14 protein-coding genes are annotated in these 15,236 nt (G+C 65.8%); 7 read left to right on the top strand and 7 right to left on the bottom strand.

What is annotated here, in order from left to right; translation table 11 throughout:
• Nucleotides 1-151: 151 nt before the first annotated feature.
• From OVY01_RS02740 to OVY01_RS02730, 3 genes are all read right to left on the bottom strand, one after another.
• Nucleotides 152-1,366 (bottom strand): porin, encoded by a 1,215-nt coding sequence (locus OVY01_RS02740; RefSeq protein ID WP_267845460.1) that lies wholly within the window; start codon nucleotides 1,364-1,366, stop codon nucleotides 152-154.
• 69 nt (nucleotides 1,367-1,435) lie between these two features.
• On the bottom strand, nucleotides 1,436-2,965 hold the full coding sequence (locus OVY01_RS02735) for a methyl-accepting chemotaxis protein (protein ID WP_267845458.1): 1,530 nt from the start codon (nucleotides 2,963-2,965) through the stop codon (nucleotides 1,436-1,438).
• Between the two features lie 96 nt (nucleotides 2,966-3,061).
• The gene (locus tag OVY01_RS02730; RefSeq protein ID WP_267845456.1) at nucleotides 3,062-5,359 is read right to left on the bottom strand and encodes a xanthine dehydrogenase family protein molybdopterin-binding subunit; all 2,298 of its coding nucleotides are present in this window, start codon (nucleotides 5,357-5,359) and stop codon (nucleotides 3,062-3,064) included.
• 179 nt (nucleotides 5,360-5,538) lie between these two features.
• Between OVY01_RS02730 and OVY01_RS02725 the strand changes: the two genes are divergently transcribed.
• Nucleotides 5,539-6,153 (top strand): LysE family translocator, encoded by a 615-nt coding sequence (locus OVY01_RS02725; RefSeq protein ID WP_267845454.1) that lies wholly within the window; start codon nucleotides 5,539-5,541, stop codon nucleotides 6,151-6,153.
• A gap of 29 nt (nucleotides 6,154-6,182) precedes the next feature.
• Here the strand turns inward: OVY01_RS02725 and OVY01_RS02720 are convergent, their stop codons facing one another.
• Nucleotides 6,183-7,010: an HpcH/HpaI aldolase/citrate lyase family protein gene (locus OVY01_RS02720; protein ID WP_267845452.1), complete on the bottom strand. Its 828-nt coding sequence runs from the start codon at nucleotides 7,008-7,010 to the stop codon at nucleotides 6,183-6,185.
• Between the two features lie 92 nt (nucleotides 7,011-7,102).
• Nucleotides 7,103-7,903: a tetratricopeptide repeat protein gene (locus tag OVY01_RS02715; RefSeq protein WP_267845451.1), complete on the bottom strand. Its 801-nt coding sequence runs from the start codon at nucleotides 7,901-7,903 to the stop codon at nucleotides 7,103-7,105.
• A gap of 147 nt (nucleotides 7,904-8,050) precedes the next feature.
• Here OVY01_RS02715 and OVY01_RS02710 point away from each other — a divergent pair, with 147 nt between their 5' ends.
• Nucleotides 8,051-9,478, top strand: coding sequence for an MFS transporter (locus OVY01_RS02710; protein WP_267845449.1), 1,428 nt, complete (start codon nucleotides 8,051-8,053; stop codon nucleotides 9,476-9,478).
• A 110-nt stretch (nucleotides 9,479-9,588) separates the two neighbouring features.
• Nucleotides 9,589-9,849: a DUF1488 family protein gene (locus OVY01_RS02705; protein ID WP_267845448.1), complete on the top strand. Its 261-nt coding sequence runs from the start codon at nucleotides 9,589-9,591 to the stop codon at nucleotides 9,847-9,849.
• 33 nt (nucleotides 9,850-9,882) lie between these two features.
• Here the strand turns inward: OVY01_RS02705 and OVY01_RS02700 are convergent, their stop codons facing one another.
• On the bottom strand, nucleotides 9,883-10,089 hold the full coding sequence (locus OVY01_RS02700) for a hypothetical protein (protein WP_267845447.1): 207 nt from the start codon (nucleotides 10,087-10,089) through the stop codon (nucleotides 9,883-9,885).
• A 132-nt stretch (nucleotides 10,090-10,221) separates the two neighbouring features.
• Between OVY01_RS02700 and OVY01_RS02695 the strand changes: the two genes are divergently transcribed.
• A complete protein-coding gene (locus OVY01_RS02695; RefSeq protein WP_267845445.1) occupies nucleotides 10,222-11,334 on the top strand; it encodes an alpha/beta hydrolase family protein in 1,113 nt (370 codons plus the stop codon).
• A 37-nt stretch (nucleotides 11,335-11,371) separates the two neighbouring features.
• Here OVY01_RS02695 and OVY01_RS02690 read toward each other — a convergent pair whose 3' ends face one another.
• The gene (locus tag OVY01_RS02690) at nucleotides 11,372-12,367 is read right to left on the bottom strand and encodes a GntR family transcriptional regulator (RefSeq protein ID WP_267845444.1); all 996 of its coding nucleotides are present in this window, start codon (nucleotides 12,365-12,367) and stop codon (nucleotides 11,372-11,374) included.
• Nucleotides 12,368-12,570: 203 nt separating this feature from the next.
• Between OVY01_RS02690 and OVY01_RS02685 the strand changes: the two genes are divergently transcribed.
• From OVY01_RS02685 to OVY01_RS02675, 3 genes are read left to right on the top strand one after another with little or no spacing between them, the layout of a single operon-like run.
• A complete protein-coding gene (locus tag OVY01_RS02685) occupies nucleotides 12,571-13,290 on the top strand; it encodes an amino acid ABC transporter permease (protein ID WP_267845442.1) in 720 nt (239 codons plus the stop codon).
• A 15-nt stretch (nucleotides 13,291-13,305) separates the two neighbouring features.
• Nucleotides 13,306-14,055, top strand: a complete 750-nt coding sequence (locus OVY01_RS02680; RefSeq protein ID WP_284700731.1) for an amino acid ABC transporter ATP-binding protein — start codon at nucleotides 13,306-13,308, stop codon at nucleotides 14,053-14,055.
• A gap of 14 nt (nucleotides 14,056-14,069) precedes the next feature.
• Nucleotides 14,070-15,233: a M20 family metallopeptidase gene (locus OVY01_RS02675; protein WP_267845441.1), complete on the top strand. Its 1,164-nt coding sequence runs from the start codon at nucleotides 14,070-14,072 to the stop codon at nucleotides 15,231-15,233.
• Nucleotides 15,234-15,236 lie beyond the last annotated feature (3 nt).

Below are 15,236 nucleotides of genomic sequence, written 5' to 3'. Positions count from 1 at the left end.
CTATCGACGGTCCTGACGTCGATCGACTTTCCGAATGTACGGACTGTTTTGTCCGGTGGGTACCGTCACGTGAAACGGCGGGATCGGCAGATTCCTTGAACCATACCGATCGCCCGGGACGACGGGGCCGCGGGGGGCGGTTCGAATCGCTTTAGAACCGGTGAATGATGCCGACCGCTGCGGCGATCTGGCTGCGCGAAGACGCGGGCGCCGATTGAAAACCATCGCCGATGCTCGGTGTCGCATTGATGATGGCGCTTTCCCCCGCCGTGCCCAGCGTTTTTCCGTTCGCGCGTTGAAAGGCCTGTACCGCGTACAGTCCGGTGCGCTTGGACAGGGCGTAATACTGAGACAGGTTGAACTGCTGATACTGCGCAGGGTCCGTGATGCCGTTGGCGCGCGTCGCGCGGGTATAGCTGTAGCCCGTGGCAAGATCGACCCGCGGCGTGGCCACCCAGTGCAGCACCGCTCCCGCCGTATTGAAAATCGCGAGATCGTGGTAAAGCGAGTTGCTGCCCGGCACGTACTGGACGTTGGAGTAGGAAAACGACACATCCCACGAGGCATTGAACTTGTAGCCCGCCGCCACCGCGGCACGTTGTTGCGCCTGGGCCGTCTGATAGCCGTTCGTCACGGACGAGACGCCTTGTTCGCCGTTCGCGTTGGACGTGGAATCGCTGCTGTAGGCGCCGCCGCCAGGCGTCGCGTTGTTGATGCGGGTAATCGCCGCCGTGATGCCGAAGGGTCCGTTCGCGTAGCGCAGCGCGCCGCTCCAGGTGGCACCGCGATTGACGCTGCCCGCGACGCCGGCCAGCGCGTACGAGCCGCTCACGGTGAATCCCATGAGGGTCGGCGACGTATAGACGATCGAGCTGTTGGCCCGATAGATGGTGTCCATTTCGTCCAGGTCGCCGGGGTGCGCGCCGAAGGCGCCGGTGAGCCAGGTGGTCGGACCGTAGGCCGCGAGCAGGGAATAATACGATGTGTACTGGCGGCCAACCGTCAGGGAGCCGAACCTCGGATCGCTCAAACCAACCCAGGCTTGCCGGCCGAACATGGCATTCGTGTACTGCTGGGCGCCCGAGGCCGGGTTGAAACCGGATTCGAGCGTGAAAATGGCTTTCGTTCCGCCGCCAAGGTCCTCGGCGCCCTTGAACCCGAAGCGGCTTCCCGACCATACGCCGGTCAACATCTTGACATTCGACTTCCCGCCCGAATTGGCACCAAGCGAAGCCTGGCTGTTTTGATAGGAAATCGACTCGTCGACGATGCCGTACAGGGTGACGCTGCTTTGGGCGAAAACCGGCATGGCAAACACTACGCCGCAGGCGAACAGCGGCAAGGCGACAGCAGTATTTTTCTTCATGATATTTTTCCTATTCTTTGATTTTGGAATTTTTTTACGGATACCCCGTAAAACGTTGTACCCGTGGTTTCACACCCGGAAGACGGACACCGTCGCCGACAGGCGTTCGGCCTGATCGGCCAGCGAACCCGCAGCGGCGGCGGCTTCCTCGACCAGCGCGGCATTTTGTTGGGTTACCTGGTCCATCTGGGCCACCGCCTGGTTCACCTGTTCGATACCGGATCGTTGCTCGACGGAGGCGGTGGAAATGCCGCTCATGATTTCCGTGACGTCGCCCACGGCGCTCACGATCTCGCTCATGGTGCGACCCGCGGCGCTGACCTGATTGGAGCCCTCGCGTACCTGGTCGATCGAGTCTTCGATCAACGACTTGATTTCTTTCGCCGCCAGGGAACTGCGCTGGGCGAGCGAGCGCACCTCCGATGCGACGACCGCGAACCCGCGGCCCTCCTCGCCGGCGCGCGCGGCTTCCACCGCCGCGTTCAATGCCAGGATATTCGTCTGGAAAGCGATGCTTTCGATCGTCGCGGTGATATCGGCCATCTTCCCCGAGCTTGCGGAAATGGCGTTCATCGCCTCCACGACGCGCGCCACTACCACGCCGCCATTTTGTGCCGTCGAGGAAGCGTTCGCGGCGAACTGGTTGGCGCGCTGCGCGTTTTCCGAATTCTGTTGAACGGTCGCCGTCAGCTGTTCCATGCTCGCGGCGGTTTCCTGAAGCGAGGCGGCCTGTTCTTCCGTGCGGGAAGAGAGATCGTTGTTGCCCGATGCGATCTCGTTCGTGCCGACCGTGACGGCTTCGGAACCGGCCCGGATGCGGTTGATCATGTCCACCAACGATGTCTGCATTTTCGCGATGGAGGCGAGGAGACTCTGCTGGTCGCCGGCCTGCACGACGATGCGCTCCGTCAAGTCGCCCGTGGCGATGCGCTGGGTCACCTTGGCGGCGTATGCGGGTTCGCCGCCCAGTGCACCCACGACGTTTCGGATGATCTGCCAGGAAAGCGCGCCGATGACCCCGGCGGCGACGACGATCAGGCCGATCAGGAACCCGGCCGTTTCCCAGAACGTCTTGTTGATGTCGTCGATGAAGATACCCGTGCCGATCCACCAGTTCCAGGGCTTGAACTCGATCAGGCCATTCAATTTATCCGTCATGACGCCCGTGGAGGGCTGTCTTGCCTGAACCGCCATGATCGGCATCGGATCGCGAGCCAGCGCTTCCCGAAACACATCGCCGTCGGAGCGTCCATCGAGTGCCTTGCCGGCGTTGTTCTTGCCGATCAGCGCCTGATTCCGGTGGATGAGCGTGATGCCTTCCGGCGTCCGGGCCCAGAAAAAGCTTTTATCCGAATAATTCAGTTGGGTCAGGGCTTGCTTGACGCTCGCTTGCGCCTGCTCGCGGGTCAGGGTGCCCGCGACTTCCTGATCATGATAATAATCGGCCAGATGCTGCGCCATTTGCAGCAGATTCGTGATCTGCGCGCGCCGTTCGTCGAGCATCGTATGCTTCAACGTCGTGAGGGCGTAGCCCCCCACGGAAAAAAGCGCGACGAGCGCTGCGGCCACGAGCAAGACTAGCCGGGTGGAAATTTTCATTGGGTTGGTTCTCGATTGGATCCGAAGCGCCGGAGCTCTTACGTCTTGACCCAACCTATAACGGGCGCGCGGGAAAATACTGTAGGCCATTTACCCTTATAAAAGATCCTCGCATCGTATCGGCAGGCGGCGTATCCGTTTGCCGGTCGCGTCGAACACCGCGTTGGCGATCGCGGCGTTGACGCCGATGATGCCGATCTCCCCCAGGCCCTTTACGCCTTCGGGGTTGACCTCCCGGTCGTCGTCGTCGACGAACAGCGCGCTCAGCTCGCCGACGTCGGCCGCGCAGGGAACCAGATAGTCGCCCAGGCTGGCGTTCGGATAATGGCCGGTACGCGCGTCGATGTCCGTGCATTCGAGCAGCGCCGAACCGAGTCCCCAGACCATGCCGCCCTCGACTTGGGCGCGTGCGGCCAGCGGGTTCAGGATCCGTCCCGCGGCGAACGCGCCGACCATGCGCGGCACCCGTATCTGCCCGGTCAGGGCATGTACGCGCACCTCGACGAATTGCGCGCCGAAGGCCCAGGCGAGCTTGTCCCGACGCGGCGTGGACAGTTGCGCGATACCCCGCTCGAGCTTGCCGATCAGCGCGGCATCCGCACCCGCGGGGAGATAGGTGAAGGTGATGTCGATGCGGCCCCCGAACGCGTCCGCCAGCAGCGTGGCGAGCGGCAGCGCGCGTCCGTCGGCATGGCGGATCGCGCCGTCGGCGAAGCGCAAGGCGTCGCGCGTGCTGCCGGCGAGCGCACCGCCGTCGCGCGTCGCGGCTGCCAGCAGCCGGTCCCGTATCTGCGCGCATGCCTGGCCGAGCGCGTTGACCAGGCTGGTCGACGTGGCGGAGCCGCCCGACAGGCCCGCCGGCGGCAGCGCCGTGTCGCCCAGTTGCACGTGCACGGCGTCGACGCGCCATCCCAGTCGGTCCGCGAGCGTCATCGCGAGCAGCGTGGTCAGACCGTTGCCGATCTCGTGATGCGCGGTGGCCACGCCGGCGCAGCCGTCGGCGCACAGGGTGACGCGCACCATCGCCGCCGCGGTCTTCACCGGGCGCGCCGCGCTGGCGCAGCCCCGGCCGATGAGCCAGTCGCCGTCGCGGCGAGCGGCGGGGCGGAGCGCCGCGCCGGGCCCGCCCGTGGCGCGCGGGCCGCCGGTCCAGCCGAACGCGGCGGCGCCGGCATCGAAGCAACGCATCAGCGGCCGCGTGGTGAAAGGCTTGCCGCTGACGGTGTCGCGGCGGGTATCGTTGATACGTCGCAGTTCGATGGGGTCGCGCCCGAGACGATGCGCGAGTTCATCGACGGCGGATTCGAGCGCGAACAGATAGGGCACCTCGGGCGGCGCGCGCATCGGACCCGGCGTATTCCGATCGACCTGCGCGATATGTTCGCGCGTGCGCACGTTCGGGCAACGGTACAGCGCGGAGGTGACATCCACGCCTTCCATCGCGAACAGGTCGAAGCGCGACGTCGCCGCGCCCGCCTCGTGGACCAGCGCCGTGAAATGGCCGCGTGCATCGGCCCCCAGTTGCACGCGATGCCGCGTTTCGGTGCGGTGCGTCGCGACGGTGAAGCTGTCGCGGCGGCCGATTTGCAGCGTCAGCGGCCGGCCGATCCGGCGCGCGGCGAGCGCCACCGGGGCGGTATATTGGGACAAGCCGAGCTTCGAGCCGAAATGACCGCCGATGAAGCGCGCGATCACGCGGATGTGGTCGGCGTCGATGCCCAACTGTGCGGCGAGGCCGTGCCGGACCGCGCCGACGAAGCGGGTGGGTTCGTAGACGGTCAATCGGTCGCCTTCCCAGACGCAGGTGGTGCCGGGCAGTTCGATCGGGTTGTGATGCTGAATCGGCGTGGCGTAGCAGGCGTCCACGTAGGCCACGGATGCGGCGAGACCCTGGAGCGTGTCGCCGACCTGCGGATCCGCGTAGTCGTCCTTCAGATCGGCCAGCGCGCGGGGCGCCAGACGCGCATCGTCCAGGCTGTAGACGCCCGGCGCGGCGGTCTCGTACCGGATCGCGAGGCGCGCGGCGGCCTCCTGCGCCGCTTCCCGGGTGTGCGCGGCGACCAGCGCGACGATCTGACCGGCGTAATGGATGACCGGCGACGCCAGCGGGCAGAGCGTGCTGTTCGCATAGCCGCCGCCGAGCACGTGCCCCACCGGGCGGATCGCGTCGCCGACGTTCTCCCAGGTCAGGATTTCCAGCACGCCGTCGATGCCGAATGCCGCCCGGGTATCGATGCTGCGGATTCGGCCCTGGCCGATGGGGCTGGTCACGACGACCGCGTGCGCGAGACGGGGAATGGCCTCGTCGAGCGCGAACGTCGCCGTGCCGGTGACCTTGGCGACGCCGTCGATGCGGCGGTGGGGATGACCGAGAATCAGGGAAGCGGACGGCATGCGGCGTTCTCCACGGTGTGCGGCTTGTCCGGACGGACTGGCATGTCCTGCAGCAACTAGCGTGCACGGGCCGCCGCCAGGGCAATCCGTACCGGCGCGCAACACGTGAATTGTACCGGTACTGTACCGGGTTCAGTGGTTACACTGTGTCTTCCATTGAACCGAGACCGGAGTTCCCCATGTTGATCGAGATCCTCAGTGCCTTGCCTGCCGGCATTCTGTTCGCGACCGTCATGTCGATTACGCCGGGACCGAACAACATGATGTTGCTCGCCTCGGGCGTCAATTTCGGATTCCGCCGGACCGTGCCGCATCTGTTCGGCATCAGTTCGGGAGTGGCGCTGCTGACGTTATCGGTGGGTTTCGGGCTGGGAGAGGCGTTGCAACGTTTTCCCCGCCTGTACACGGTGCTCGAGGTGGCGAGTGTCCTGTACCTGCTGTACCTCGCCTGGAAAATCGGCACGTCCGGCGGCATACAGACGAAAAAGGGCGAGCGCCGGCCGATGCGCTTTCTCGAAGCGCTCGCTTTCCAGTGGGTCAATCCGAAGGCGTGGATGATGGTATTGACCGCGGTGACGACGATCCGCCTGAGCACGGATTTCAACGTCAACACCGTGTTGATGGCCGCCGTGTTCTACCTGGCCGGGTTGCCCTGCATCTGTTTGTGGGCCGGTTTCGGAACGGCGATGCGGCGTCTTCTGTCACGGCCGGTATGGCTGCGGACCTTCAATATCGCGATGGCTCTCGCGCTCATCGTGACGGTGTATCCGATGGCCCGGCAGATGCTCGGATAGCGGCAGGGAGCGGCAGGGAGCCGGGCAGTTCAACTCGCCAGAATGCGCTTCGCGCGATCGGTCACGGCCTTGTCGATGAACTTGCCGTCGACGGCGGTCGCGCCCTGCGGGTTCGCCGTCCATGCGGCGACCACGCGCGCGGCCCATTCGCGCTGCGCGTCGGTTGGCGCGAAGCCATGGTTGATCGCTTCCACATGGCTGCCATGCAGGCAAAGCTTGCCGCCGAAGCCGAAGCGACGCGCCGTCGCCACCGCGGCGGCGATCGCGTCGGCCTTGTCGGTGGTGCCCGGTTTGTCGTGCGAACGCGTCACGCCGTCGATCGGGGCGGGCAGGCCGGCATGGCGCGACGCGATCACGAACGCGGTACGCACCGCGTCGAGTTCGCTGCCGTCGCCTTCGATGCCGGCATCGACGCCGAATTCGAAGGACCCGAAGGCGAGCCGCGCGACGCCGGGGGCCTGCGCGATGTCGCGCAGTTGCACCACGCCCGCGACCGATTCGACCAGCGCGATCACGACCGCTCCCTCGCCCGCGCGCGCGGACAACGCCGCCAGTTGTCCCGCGCTTTCCACCTTCGGCACCATGAGGTGATGCAGCGGTGTGTCCTTGAACATCGCGAGGTCGTCGTCGTGCCATGGGCTGCCCGGAGCGTTCACGCGAATCACGAGGCGGCCGCGGTTCGCGTCGGTGAGGGCGGTCTGCAGCCAGACCGCGAGCTGTTCGCGCGCGCGGTCCTTCGCGTCATGCGCGACGCCGTCCTCGAGATCGATGACGACCTGGTGCGCGTCGGTCGCGAGCGCCGCGGCGAACCGTTCGGTGTGATCGCCCGGCACAAACAGATAGCTTCTCAGGGTCATGCTGCTTCCTTTCGGTGAACGGCGTTGGCGGGCGTGAGGTCATGCTGCGGGCTGGTTGCCCATGACGCCCGCGAAGGAATTGTTGCACGACTTCACGACGCCTGCGCGTCGTCCGGCGCGCTCGGGATCACCTGGAGGTCCGCTCCGCCTCTCGCCGGCCTGGCGGGCGGCGCGGCCCCGGGCGCCGCGCGCAGCCGGGCGGAGACTTCGTCGAACTTGAGCCGCGCGGCCGGATCGCCGCCCTGGGCCGCGGCCAGCGCATACCAGAGACGCGCCGAGGTCAGATCGACGGCCACGCCGTCGCCGCCTTTCTCGTAAAAACTCGCGACGATATATTGCGACGCCTCGTCGCCGTTCTTCGCCGCCTTCAGATACCAGCCGAAGGCGCGCGCGTAATTGCGCGGGGTGCCGCGGCCATCCATGTACTGCGTCGCGAGCGCGACCTGGGCATCGACGTGACCCTGCGCGGCGGCCTTCAGGAACCAGCGGTGCGCGAGCGCCGTGTCGCGCGGCACGACCTGTCCGTCGTCGTAGAGACGCCCGTACGTGAATTGCGCGTGGGACATGTTCGCCTGCGCGGCCTTGCGCAGCCAGATCAGCGCGCCGGGAATGTCCGGCGGCGTGCCTTCCCCGTTGAGCAGCATCATCGCATAGTCGAATGCGGCGATGCGATTGCCGTGCCGGGCCAGGGTGGCGAATTCACGCAGCGCGACGGGGAAATTGCTCTGCTGGTAATCGGCCAGCGCCGTTTGCAGCGCCGGCGAGGCGGCGGCCTCGGATGTGCCGGGGGCGCGATGCGCCGGCGCCGCGAGCGGCGCGCCCGAAGCGGCGACGAGGGCGAGGGCGATGGCAAGGCCGGCCAACGGGCCGGCGGTACGGGAGGACAGGGACATCGCAATGGTTCCAGAAGGCGATCGGGGCTATCGATCGGGCTATCGATCGGACTATGATATGCGTCCGTGAGCATCGTGGACGAATCCCGCGCGCGGCTTCGGCGTATCCACCCGTTCCGCCTCGCAAAATCATAGGCTGTCGAAAACATGTCCGCATCCACCGGTAAAGAAAAGCACGCGCACCTTCTGCCTTACATCGTCGCCGCCACGTTTTTCATGGAATACCTCGACACGACGGTCATCGCGACCGCGCTGCCGCAGATGGCGCGGACCTTCCATGTCGGGCCGAACGAACTGAGTCTCGGCATGACCGCCTACATGCTCGCGCTCGCGGTCTTCATCCCGGTCAGCGGCTGGGTGGCGGACCGTTTCGGCGCGCGGACCGTCTTCGGTAGCGCGATCGTGGTTTTCACGCTGGCGTCGGTGCTGTGCGGCCTGTCGGGCAGCGTCGGGGAATTCACCGCCGCGCGCCTGCTGCAGGGGCTGGGCGGGGCGATGATGGTGCCGGTCGGCAGATTGATCGTCGTGCGCAATACCGAGAAAAGCCGGTTGATGCAGGCGATCTCGACCATCACCTGGCCGGCGATCGCCGCGCCGGTCGTGGGACCGCCGATCGGCGGATTCATTACCACCTACGCGTCGTGGCGCTGGATATTCCTGCTCAATGTGCCGTTCGGCATCGCGGCCCTGCTCGCGGTGCTGTGGCTGGTGCGCAATGAGCGCGAAAGCGCGCCGCGTCCGCTCGACGTCACGGGCTTCGTGCTGAGCGGCGCGGCGCTGACGGCGATTCTGTACGGCACCGAACTCGCCAGCCAGCGGGAGGCGAGTGTTACGTCCGCGGTACTGTACGTAGTCGTCGGCGTGGTCCTGGGCCTCGTGTCGTTTCGCCATGCATCGCGCGCGGCGCATCCGCTGATCGACTATACGACCCTGCGCGTGCCCACGTATGCGGTGACCGTCGTCAGCGGCGCGATCACGCGCATCGGCATCGGCGCGGTGCCCTATCTGATGCCGCTGCTGTTCCAGCTCGGTTTCGGCCTGTCGGCATTCAAATCGGGATTGCTGCTGCTGGCCAGCGCGGTCGGCAATCTCGGCATGAAGGCGCTGACGACGCGCATCCTCAAACGCCACGGCTTTCGCCGGGTCGCGCTGGTGGACGTGACCGTCGCCGGCGTGTTCATCATCGCCTGCGGACTGCTGACGCCCGAAACGCCGTTGGTCGTCACGCTCCTGGTGGTGTTCGTCTACGGCGTGGCCCGGTCGATGCAGTTCTCGCTGCTCGCGACGCTGGCCTATGCGGATATTCCGCAGAAGCAGATGAGCGGGGCGAGCACGTTGTGGAGCGCGGCGTCGCAGATGACGACCGGGATGGGAATCGCGTTCGGCGCGCTGGCATTGCGCCTGGCCGCCGCTTCACGTGGCGAGGGCGGGGCGCTGCCCGCCGGACATTACACACTGGGGGATTTTCGCTGGGCTTTCGCGCTGGCCGGTGTCGTGACCCTGCTGTCGCTGCCGGGGTATTTCAGGATGGCGTGCGATGCCGGCAGCGGTCTGCGGGAACGCTCGGGCGGTTGAGGGAAGGCCGCACGCGGTGCCCGGATTCGGGGCATCGCGTGCGGGGCATTCGCACGAGGCACGCGGTTTGCTTGCCTGTCGGTCTGTCTTTCACATAAAGGAATGCGATTATGAAGATTGAGTTCACCGGACGCCGTGAAGTGGTCGCGGCCGCGCGCGTTGCCTTTGAAGCCCTCGTGGATGGAAAAGACGTGTGGTGCAGCGTTTCCCTCGATGCGCTGGCGGATCATTACGGCGTGGACGGCCCCGCGTCCCATGACCTCGTGACGACCTTCGAGGCGAATCGCGTGCAGATCGAGGCCTCCGCGGCGAAGCTGCTGGAAAAGAACGGCGGTCAGTCCGTCGAGTTGGAAACCACCGACCTGAACTGAGCCGGGTGTCCGTGGCGCGGTCGCGGCCATTGCCTATTCCGGTGGCATCGCTTCGAGCGCCATGGCACTTGCCCACAGACCGTCGAGCATCCTGTCGGCCCTCTGTTCCGAAAATCCCGCGGGCAGTTCGGCGCGGACCTTCCCCATGACCGCCGGCGTGCGTGCGATGATCTCTCGCAGCAGCGGCCCGGCGTCCCCGCCGTATCCAGAAAAGATTTGCGCGGCCATCAGTGCGCGCATGTCCTTCTGCGCGTCGCGTTGGACATGTGGAACGTGTCATGATTTCCCCGGGCTTGCTGTACTCTTCGAGGCTGGCGGAGGCGTCCTCGTCCGACAGGGCGTCCCACCGATCCATCCTGAGGAGACATGGACATGAAAGCATTCGGTTGTTCCTTCACGCGCACCGTCGCCCGCGCGGGGTGCGCCGCGCTGACGCTGGCGCTCGGCGCCTGCGTTGTTTTCCCCTACTCGATTCCCGCGACCTCGCTGGACAACGCCGCGGCGCGGCAGGCGAGCGCCGATGCGTTGACGGGGCCGGTCGCGATCCTGCGACAAGGCAGCTTCTTCCTCGGCGGCCACGATGTCCATTCGGACACGCTGTCGACGTCGCCGAAATACGAGGCGTCCGGCACGGTCACCGTCGACCAGATGTACGTGCATTACCAGACGCCGGTGAACGCGAAACCGGTGCCGATCACCCTCGTGCACGGTTGCTGCCTGACGGGCACCAGTTGGGAAACGACGCCCGACGGCCGGATGGGCTGGGACGACTATTTCGTCCGTCGCGGTTATTCGACCTATGTCATCGATCAGTCGGAACGCGGCCGCTCGGCGGCGAAAATCGGCGCGATCAACGGCGTCAAGCTCGGCAGCGCGCCGCCCGCGCGCCTGCCGGACGTTTTCGCGGCGTCGCACGAGGCGGCGTGGAAGATCTTCCGTTTCGGCCCCGCCTATCCGCAAGCCTGGCCGGGTGAGCAATTCCCGGTGGAGGCGCAGGGGGAGTTGTGGAAGCAGATGGTGCCCGACTGGAGCGGCTCGTTGCCGACGCCCAACCCGACGGTGCCGGCACTCTCGCAATTGGCGATCAAGCTCGGCCACACCGTGCTGGTGAGTCATTCGCAGGCCGGCATCTACCCGTTCCAGACGGCGGCGTTGAGCACGCGCGGTGTGGCGGGAATCGTCGCGCTGGAGCCGGCCGAATGCCCGTCCGCGAGCGCGGATCTGACGCCCTACGCCAAGATGCCGATTCTGGTGGTGTTCGGCGACTACATCGACCAGTCGCCCCGCTGGGCGCCGCGCCTGAAGGCCTGTCGCGGGTTCGTCGATGCGACGAACCGCGCGGGTGGACAGGCGAAACTGCTGGTGTTGCCCGATATCGGCATCCATGGCAATACCCACATGATGATGCAGGACCGCAACAACCTGGAAGTGGCCGATCAGGTGTTGCAGTGGATCGATACCCAGGTGGAGCGGGCCGCGCAGTGAGCGCTCAGGCCAGCGGCATGCCGCTCGGCGGCCGAGGCTAGCTCCGTGCCGCGGCTGGCCGGGCGATGCGCGTCGCCCGACGTGCGCCGCCCGGCGCCTTTGCCGCGGTGTGGGGGATGTCGCCGATCCCCGGGCGCACCACCGGCACCGGCTCCTCATCCACCAGACGGAAGGCGCGCGACAGATGCTCGCGCATGCTGTCCGCGGCCAGCGTCATGTCGTTCGCCAGAATCGCGTCGATGATCCGCAGGTGCTCGCCGCACCATTCCTTGATGCGCCGCCGGTTCTCGTAACCGCGGAACTCCAGCAGCCGGCGCAGCCGGTTCTGCTGCTGCATCGATTGATGCATGAACGCGTTGCCGCTGAACTCCGCCAGCATTTCGTGGAAATTCGCGTCGGTGTCGAACAGTTGCTTCGGGCTCGCGCCGTTCAGGCCCAGTTGCGAGGTCAGCAGGATATGCTCGCGCCGGCAGCGTTCGAGCGCCGAGCGGTCCGGCGCAAATGTCGCGAGCAGCAGTCCCGCCGGTTCGATCGTCATCCGGAAATCGTAACTGCTGCGCAGCGTGATCGCGGAATCGAGCGATGGCTGGAAACTCCAGCCATGCCCCTTGTTGCGCGCGATCAATCCATCCTCCGATAAACGCGACAGGGCGCGGGTCATCGTCACCCGGTCCACGCCATACCGCTGCGCGATGTCGGTTTGCGTGAGCGAGGCCGGCACGCGCCCCGCCAGACGGTCCGTCACGAGCTGACTGTACAAGGCTTCGTCGCCGGAGACCGGCAGGTCGAGTTCCACGCGATGCGTACCGTCGGCGGGCTTGATCAGGAAGAATCCCTGGTTCCGGCGCGCTTCGATCACGCCAAGCGATTCGAGCACCGTCATCGCCGCGCGCACCGGCGTGCGGGATACGCCGAGCAGGTCGGCCAGTTGCTGTTCGCGCAGGTGATATCCCACCTCGAACCGGGCTTCCCTGATCAGATCCAGTATCTGCTTGGCCAGGAAATGCGCGCCCTTGCCTGCCCCACGTGCCATTGTGCCTCTCCTTCGGCGGTGAAGAAAAAATTATAACAAACAATACAATCCCGAAAACGGGAAAGTGCTCTCACGCCCCGGGAAATCGACGGTAACTCCGACCGAACGGGAATAAACGGCTTGACGCGTCATTTTCGTATTTGTATAAATTGATACAATTCAGACAAACAAAGTCTCGTTGAGACTTTTTTCCGGAGCGCGATATGTCACTGCACCTCCTGCTCGATTACCTCGCGTCGGCCGCTTTCGCCCGGGGCGCGCTCGTCACGCTGGCGCTGACCATCGTCTCGCTGCTCTTCGGCATGGTGATCGGTCTGCTGCTGGCGTTGTTGCAGGGTCTGCCGGGCCGCCTGCCCAGGACGATCGCCTTTTTCTACCTCTGGTTGTTCCGCGGCACGCCGGTGCTGTTCCAGATCATCTTCATCTACAACGTGCTGCCGTCGTTCGGCATTCGGTTCAGCGCCTTCGTGTGCGCGGTACTGGCGCTGTCCCTGAACGAGGGCGCCTTCATGTCCGAAATCTTCCGTTCCGGCCTGCAGGCCGTGAAACGCGGGCAGCGCACGGCCGGGATGGCGCTCGGCATGACGCGCGGCAAGATCTTCCGCCACATCGTGCTGCCGCAGGCGCTGCGCGTCGTGCTGCCGCCGATCGGCAACCAGATGATCGGCATGCTGAAGTTGAGCGCGCTGGTGTCGGTGATCGCCGTGCAGGAATTGCTGCTGGTCGCCGATCAGACCGCGAGCGCGAATTTCCGCTATCTCGAAGCGCTGACCGCGGCGGGCATCTATTACCTCGCGCTGACCACGCTCTTCATGCTGCTGCAAGGCTGGATGGCGCGTTCGCTGGATCCGAAACGCAAGGCCCTGGCCCGCAGGATGTCGTTCACCGAACGGCTGCTGGGCAGCTCGCAAGTCGTTCGTTAAAAAAAGGATCGCGCCATGTCGACCCCTGCTCCCCAACCTTTGCTGCGCATCAGCGGCATCGACAAAAGTTACGGCGATACGCAGATCCTGAAGCGCTGTTCGATCGAAGTGGCGCCCAAGGAAACGATCGTCATCATCGGGCCGTCCGGTTCCGGGAAATCGACGTTGCTGCGGTGCGTCAACCTGCTGGAGACCATCGACGCCGGCAAGATCCTCTTCGAAGGGCGCGACGTGACGCGCGAGCGCCGCCATGAACACCTGGTGCGCCAGCAGATCGGCATGGTGTTCCAGAACTTCGAACTGTTCTCGCACCTCTCCGCGGTCGAGAACATCATGCTTGCGCCCGTCACGGTGCTGGGCATGTCGCGCCACGACGCGCACGATCTCGCCCTCGGTCTGCTGGACAAGGTGCGCTTGCGCAATCGCGCGGAAGCGTTTCCGGATGAACTCTCGGGCGGCCAGCAGCAACGCGTGGCGATCGCCCGGGCGCTGGCGATGAAGCCGAAGCTGATGCTCTACGACGAGCCGACCTCGGCGCTCGATCCCGAAATGATCAGCGAGGTGCTGGACGTGATGACGGACCTCAGCGCCGAAGGCATGACCAGCGTCGTGGTGACCCATGAAATGGGTTTTGCCCGGCGCGCGGCCGACAAGATCGTTTTCATGGACGCGGGCGAGGTCATCGTCACGGCCAGCAGCGAACAATTCTTCAGCGGCGTGGTGCACGAACGCGCACGCCGTTTCCTCGACCAGATCCTGCATTGAATCCGGAGACCTGCATGTCCCTGCAACCCGATCTGTCCCGCATGAAGCGGGACCTCGCGGCACTCGTCGGCGTCAATACCGAAAACCCGCCCGGACGCGAACTGGAGGCGGCGCAGCTCGTGCACCGCCTGCTCGCGGCCGAGGGCTTCGACCTGTCGCTGAGCGAATACAAGCCCGGTCGCGCGAACGTGATGGCGCGCATGGAAAACGGTCCCGGTCCGACATTCGCCTTCAACACGCACCTCGATGTGGTGCCCGCGGGCAATGGCTGGCGGTCCGACCCCTTCATCCTGCGCGAGGCGGACAACCGCCTGTACGCACGCGGTGCCTGCGACGCGAAGGGGCCGCTCGCGGCGATGATCGAGGCGATGCGCATGCTCGCGGCGAATCGCGGGCGCTGGTCGGGCACCTTGCTCGGCGTTTTCACCGCCGACGAGGAGATCGCCAGCGAGGGCGCCAAGCATTATGCCGCCGGCGGTCCGCACGTCGATTTCGTCGTGGTGGGCGAGCCGACCTCGAACGCCACGTTCTCCGCGCACAAGGGCAGCCTGCGACCCCTCGTGCGCGTGCACGGCGTGACGGCCCATTCCGGCACGCCGCATCTCGGCGAGAACGCGATCTATCGCGCGGCGCAGTTGCTCAGCCTGATCGAAGGCCATCACAACGATGTGGTGCGCTGCCGCTGTCATCCGCTGGTCGGCGCGGCGAGTCTGACCGTCACGCGCGTGCAGGGCGGCCATGCGGACAACGTCATTCCGGGTGCCTGCGATCTGCTGCTCGACCGGCGCATGGTACCCGGCGAACGGGACGAGGACGTCAAGCGCGAATTCGACCAGTTGCTGGCGCTCGCGTACGAGCGCTTCGGCGTGCGCGCGGAAATCGTCGAGTACCGCGCGACCACCGGCAGCGCGACGGAGACCGCCCGCGACGAGAAGATCGTGCAGACGAGCCTGGAAGCCTGCCGCGCGAACGGCACCTTCGATCCGGGTCCCTTCGGTTTTCAGGGCGGGTGCGATCTCGTGCATTTCCGCAGTGTCGGCGCGACCGGCGTGGTGATCGGCCCGGGTACGCTGGCCGTGGCGCACAAGCCGGACGAGTTCGTGCCCATCGACGAGTTCCTCGCCGCGAGCCTGATATATCGCGACGTCGCGCTCGACATGTTGCGTACGGGCGCCTGACGT

Origin of the sequence: Robbsia betulipollinis (assembly GCF_026624755.1) — a bacterium.
GTDB lineage: Bacteria > Pseudomonadota > Gammaproteobacteria > Burkholderiales > Burkholderiaceae > Robbsia > Robbsia betulipollinis.
This window is presented reverse-complemented; position numbering and strand designations above follow the sequence as displayed.

What these genes read in the sequence shown, in the direction of transcription:
- OVY01_RS02705 (WP_267845448.1), top strand. Translation starts at nt 9,589, where the DNA reads ATGAAGATTGAGTTCACCGGACGCCGTGAAGTGGTCGCGGCCGCGCGC.
- OVY01_RS02715 (WP_267845451.1), bottom strand. Translation starts at nt 7,903, where the DNA reads ATGTCCCTGTCCTCCCGTACCGCCGGCCCGTTGGCCGGCCTTGCCATC.
- OVY01_RS02730 (WP_267845456.1), bottom strand. Translation starts at nt 5,359, where the DNA reads ATGCCGTCCGCTTCCCTGATTCTCGGTCATCCCCACCGCCGCATCGAC.
- OVY01_RS02735 (WP_267845458.1), bottom strand. Translation starts at nt 2,965, where the DNA reads ATGAAAATTTCCACCCGGCTAGTCTTGCTCGTGGCCGCAGCGCTCGTC.
- OVY01_RS02710 (WP_267845449.1), top strand. Translation starts at nt 8,051, where the DNA reads ATGTCCGCATCCACCGGTAAAGAAAAGCACGCGCACCTTCTGCCTTAC.
- OVY01_RS02685 (WP_267845442.1), top strand. Translation starts at nt 12,571, where the DNA reads ATGTCACTGCACCTCCTGCTCGATTACCTCGCGTCGGCCGCTTTCGCC.
- OVY01_RS02675 (WP_267845441.1), top strand. Translation starts at nt 14,070, where the DNA reads ATGTCCCTGCAACCCGATCTGTCCCGCATGAAGCGGGACCTCGCGGCA.
- OVY01_RS02725 (WP_267845454.1), top strand. Translation starts at nt 5,539, where the DNA reads ATGTTGATCGAGATCCTCAGTGCCTTGCCTGCCGGCATTCTGTTCGCG.
- OVY01_RS02695 (WP_267845445.1), top strand. Translation starts at nt 10,222, where the DNA reads ATGAAAGCATTCGGTTGTTCCTTCACGCGCACCGTCGCCCGCGCGGGG.
- OVY01_RS02680 (WP_284700731.1), top strand. Translation starts at nt 13,306, where the DNA reads ATGTCGACCCCTGCTCCCCAACCTTTGCTGCGCATCAGCGGCATCGAC.
- OVY01_RS02700 (WP_267845447.1), bottom strand. Translation starts at nt 10,089, where the DNA reads ATGCGCGCACTGATGGCCGCGCAAATCTTTTCTGGATACGGCGGGGAC.
- OVY01_RS02740 (WP_267845460.1), bottom strand. Translation starts at nt 1,366, where the DNA reads ATGAAGAAAAATACTGCTGTCGCCTTGCCGCTGTTCGCCTGCGGCGTA.
- OVY01_RS02690 (WP_267845444.1), bottom strand. Translation starts at nt 12,367, where the DNA reads ATGGCACGTGGGGCAGGCAAGGGCGCGCATTTCCTGGCCAAGCAGATA.
- OVY01_RS02720 (WP_267845452.1), bottom strand. Translation starts at nt 7,010, where the DNA reads ATGACCCTGAGAAGCTATCTGTTTGTGCCGGGCGATCACACCGAACGG.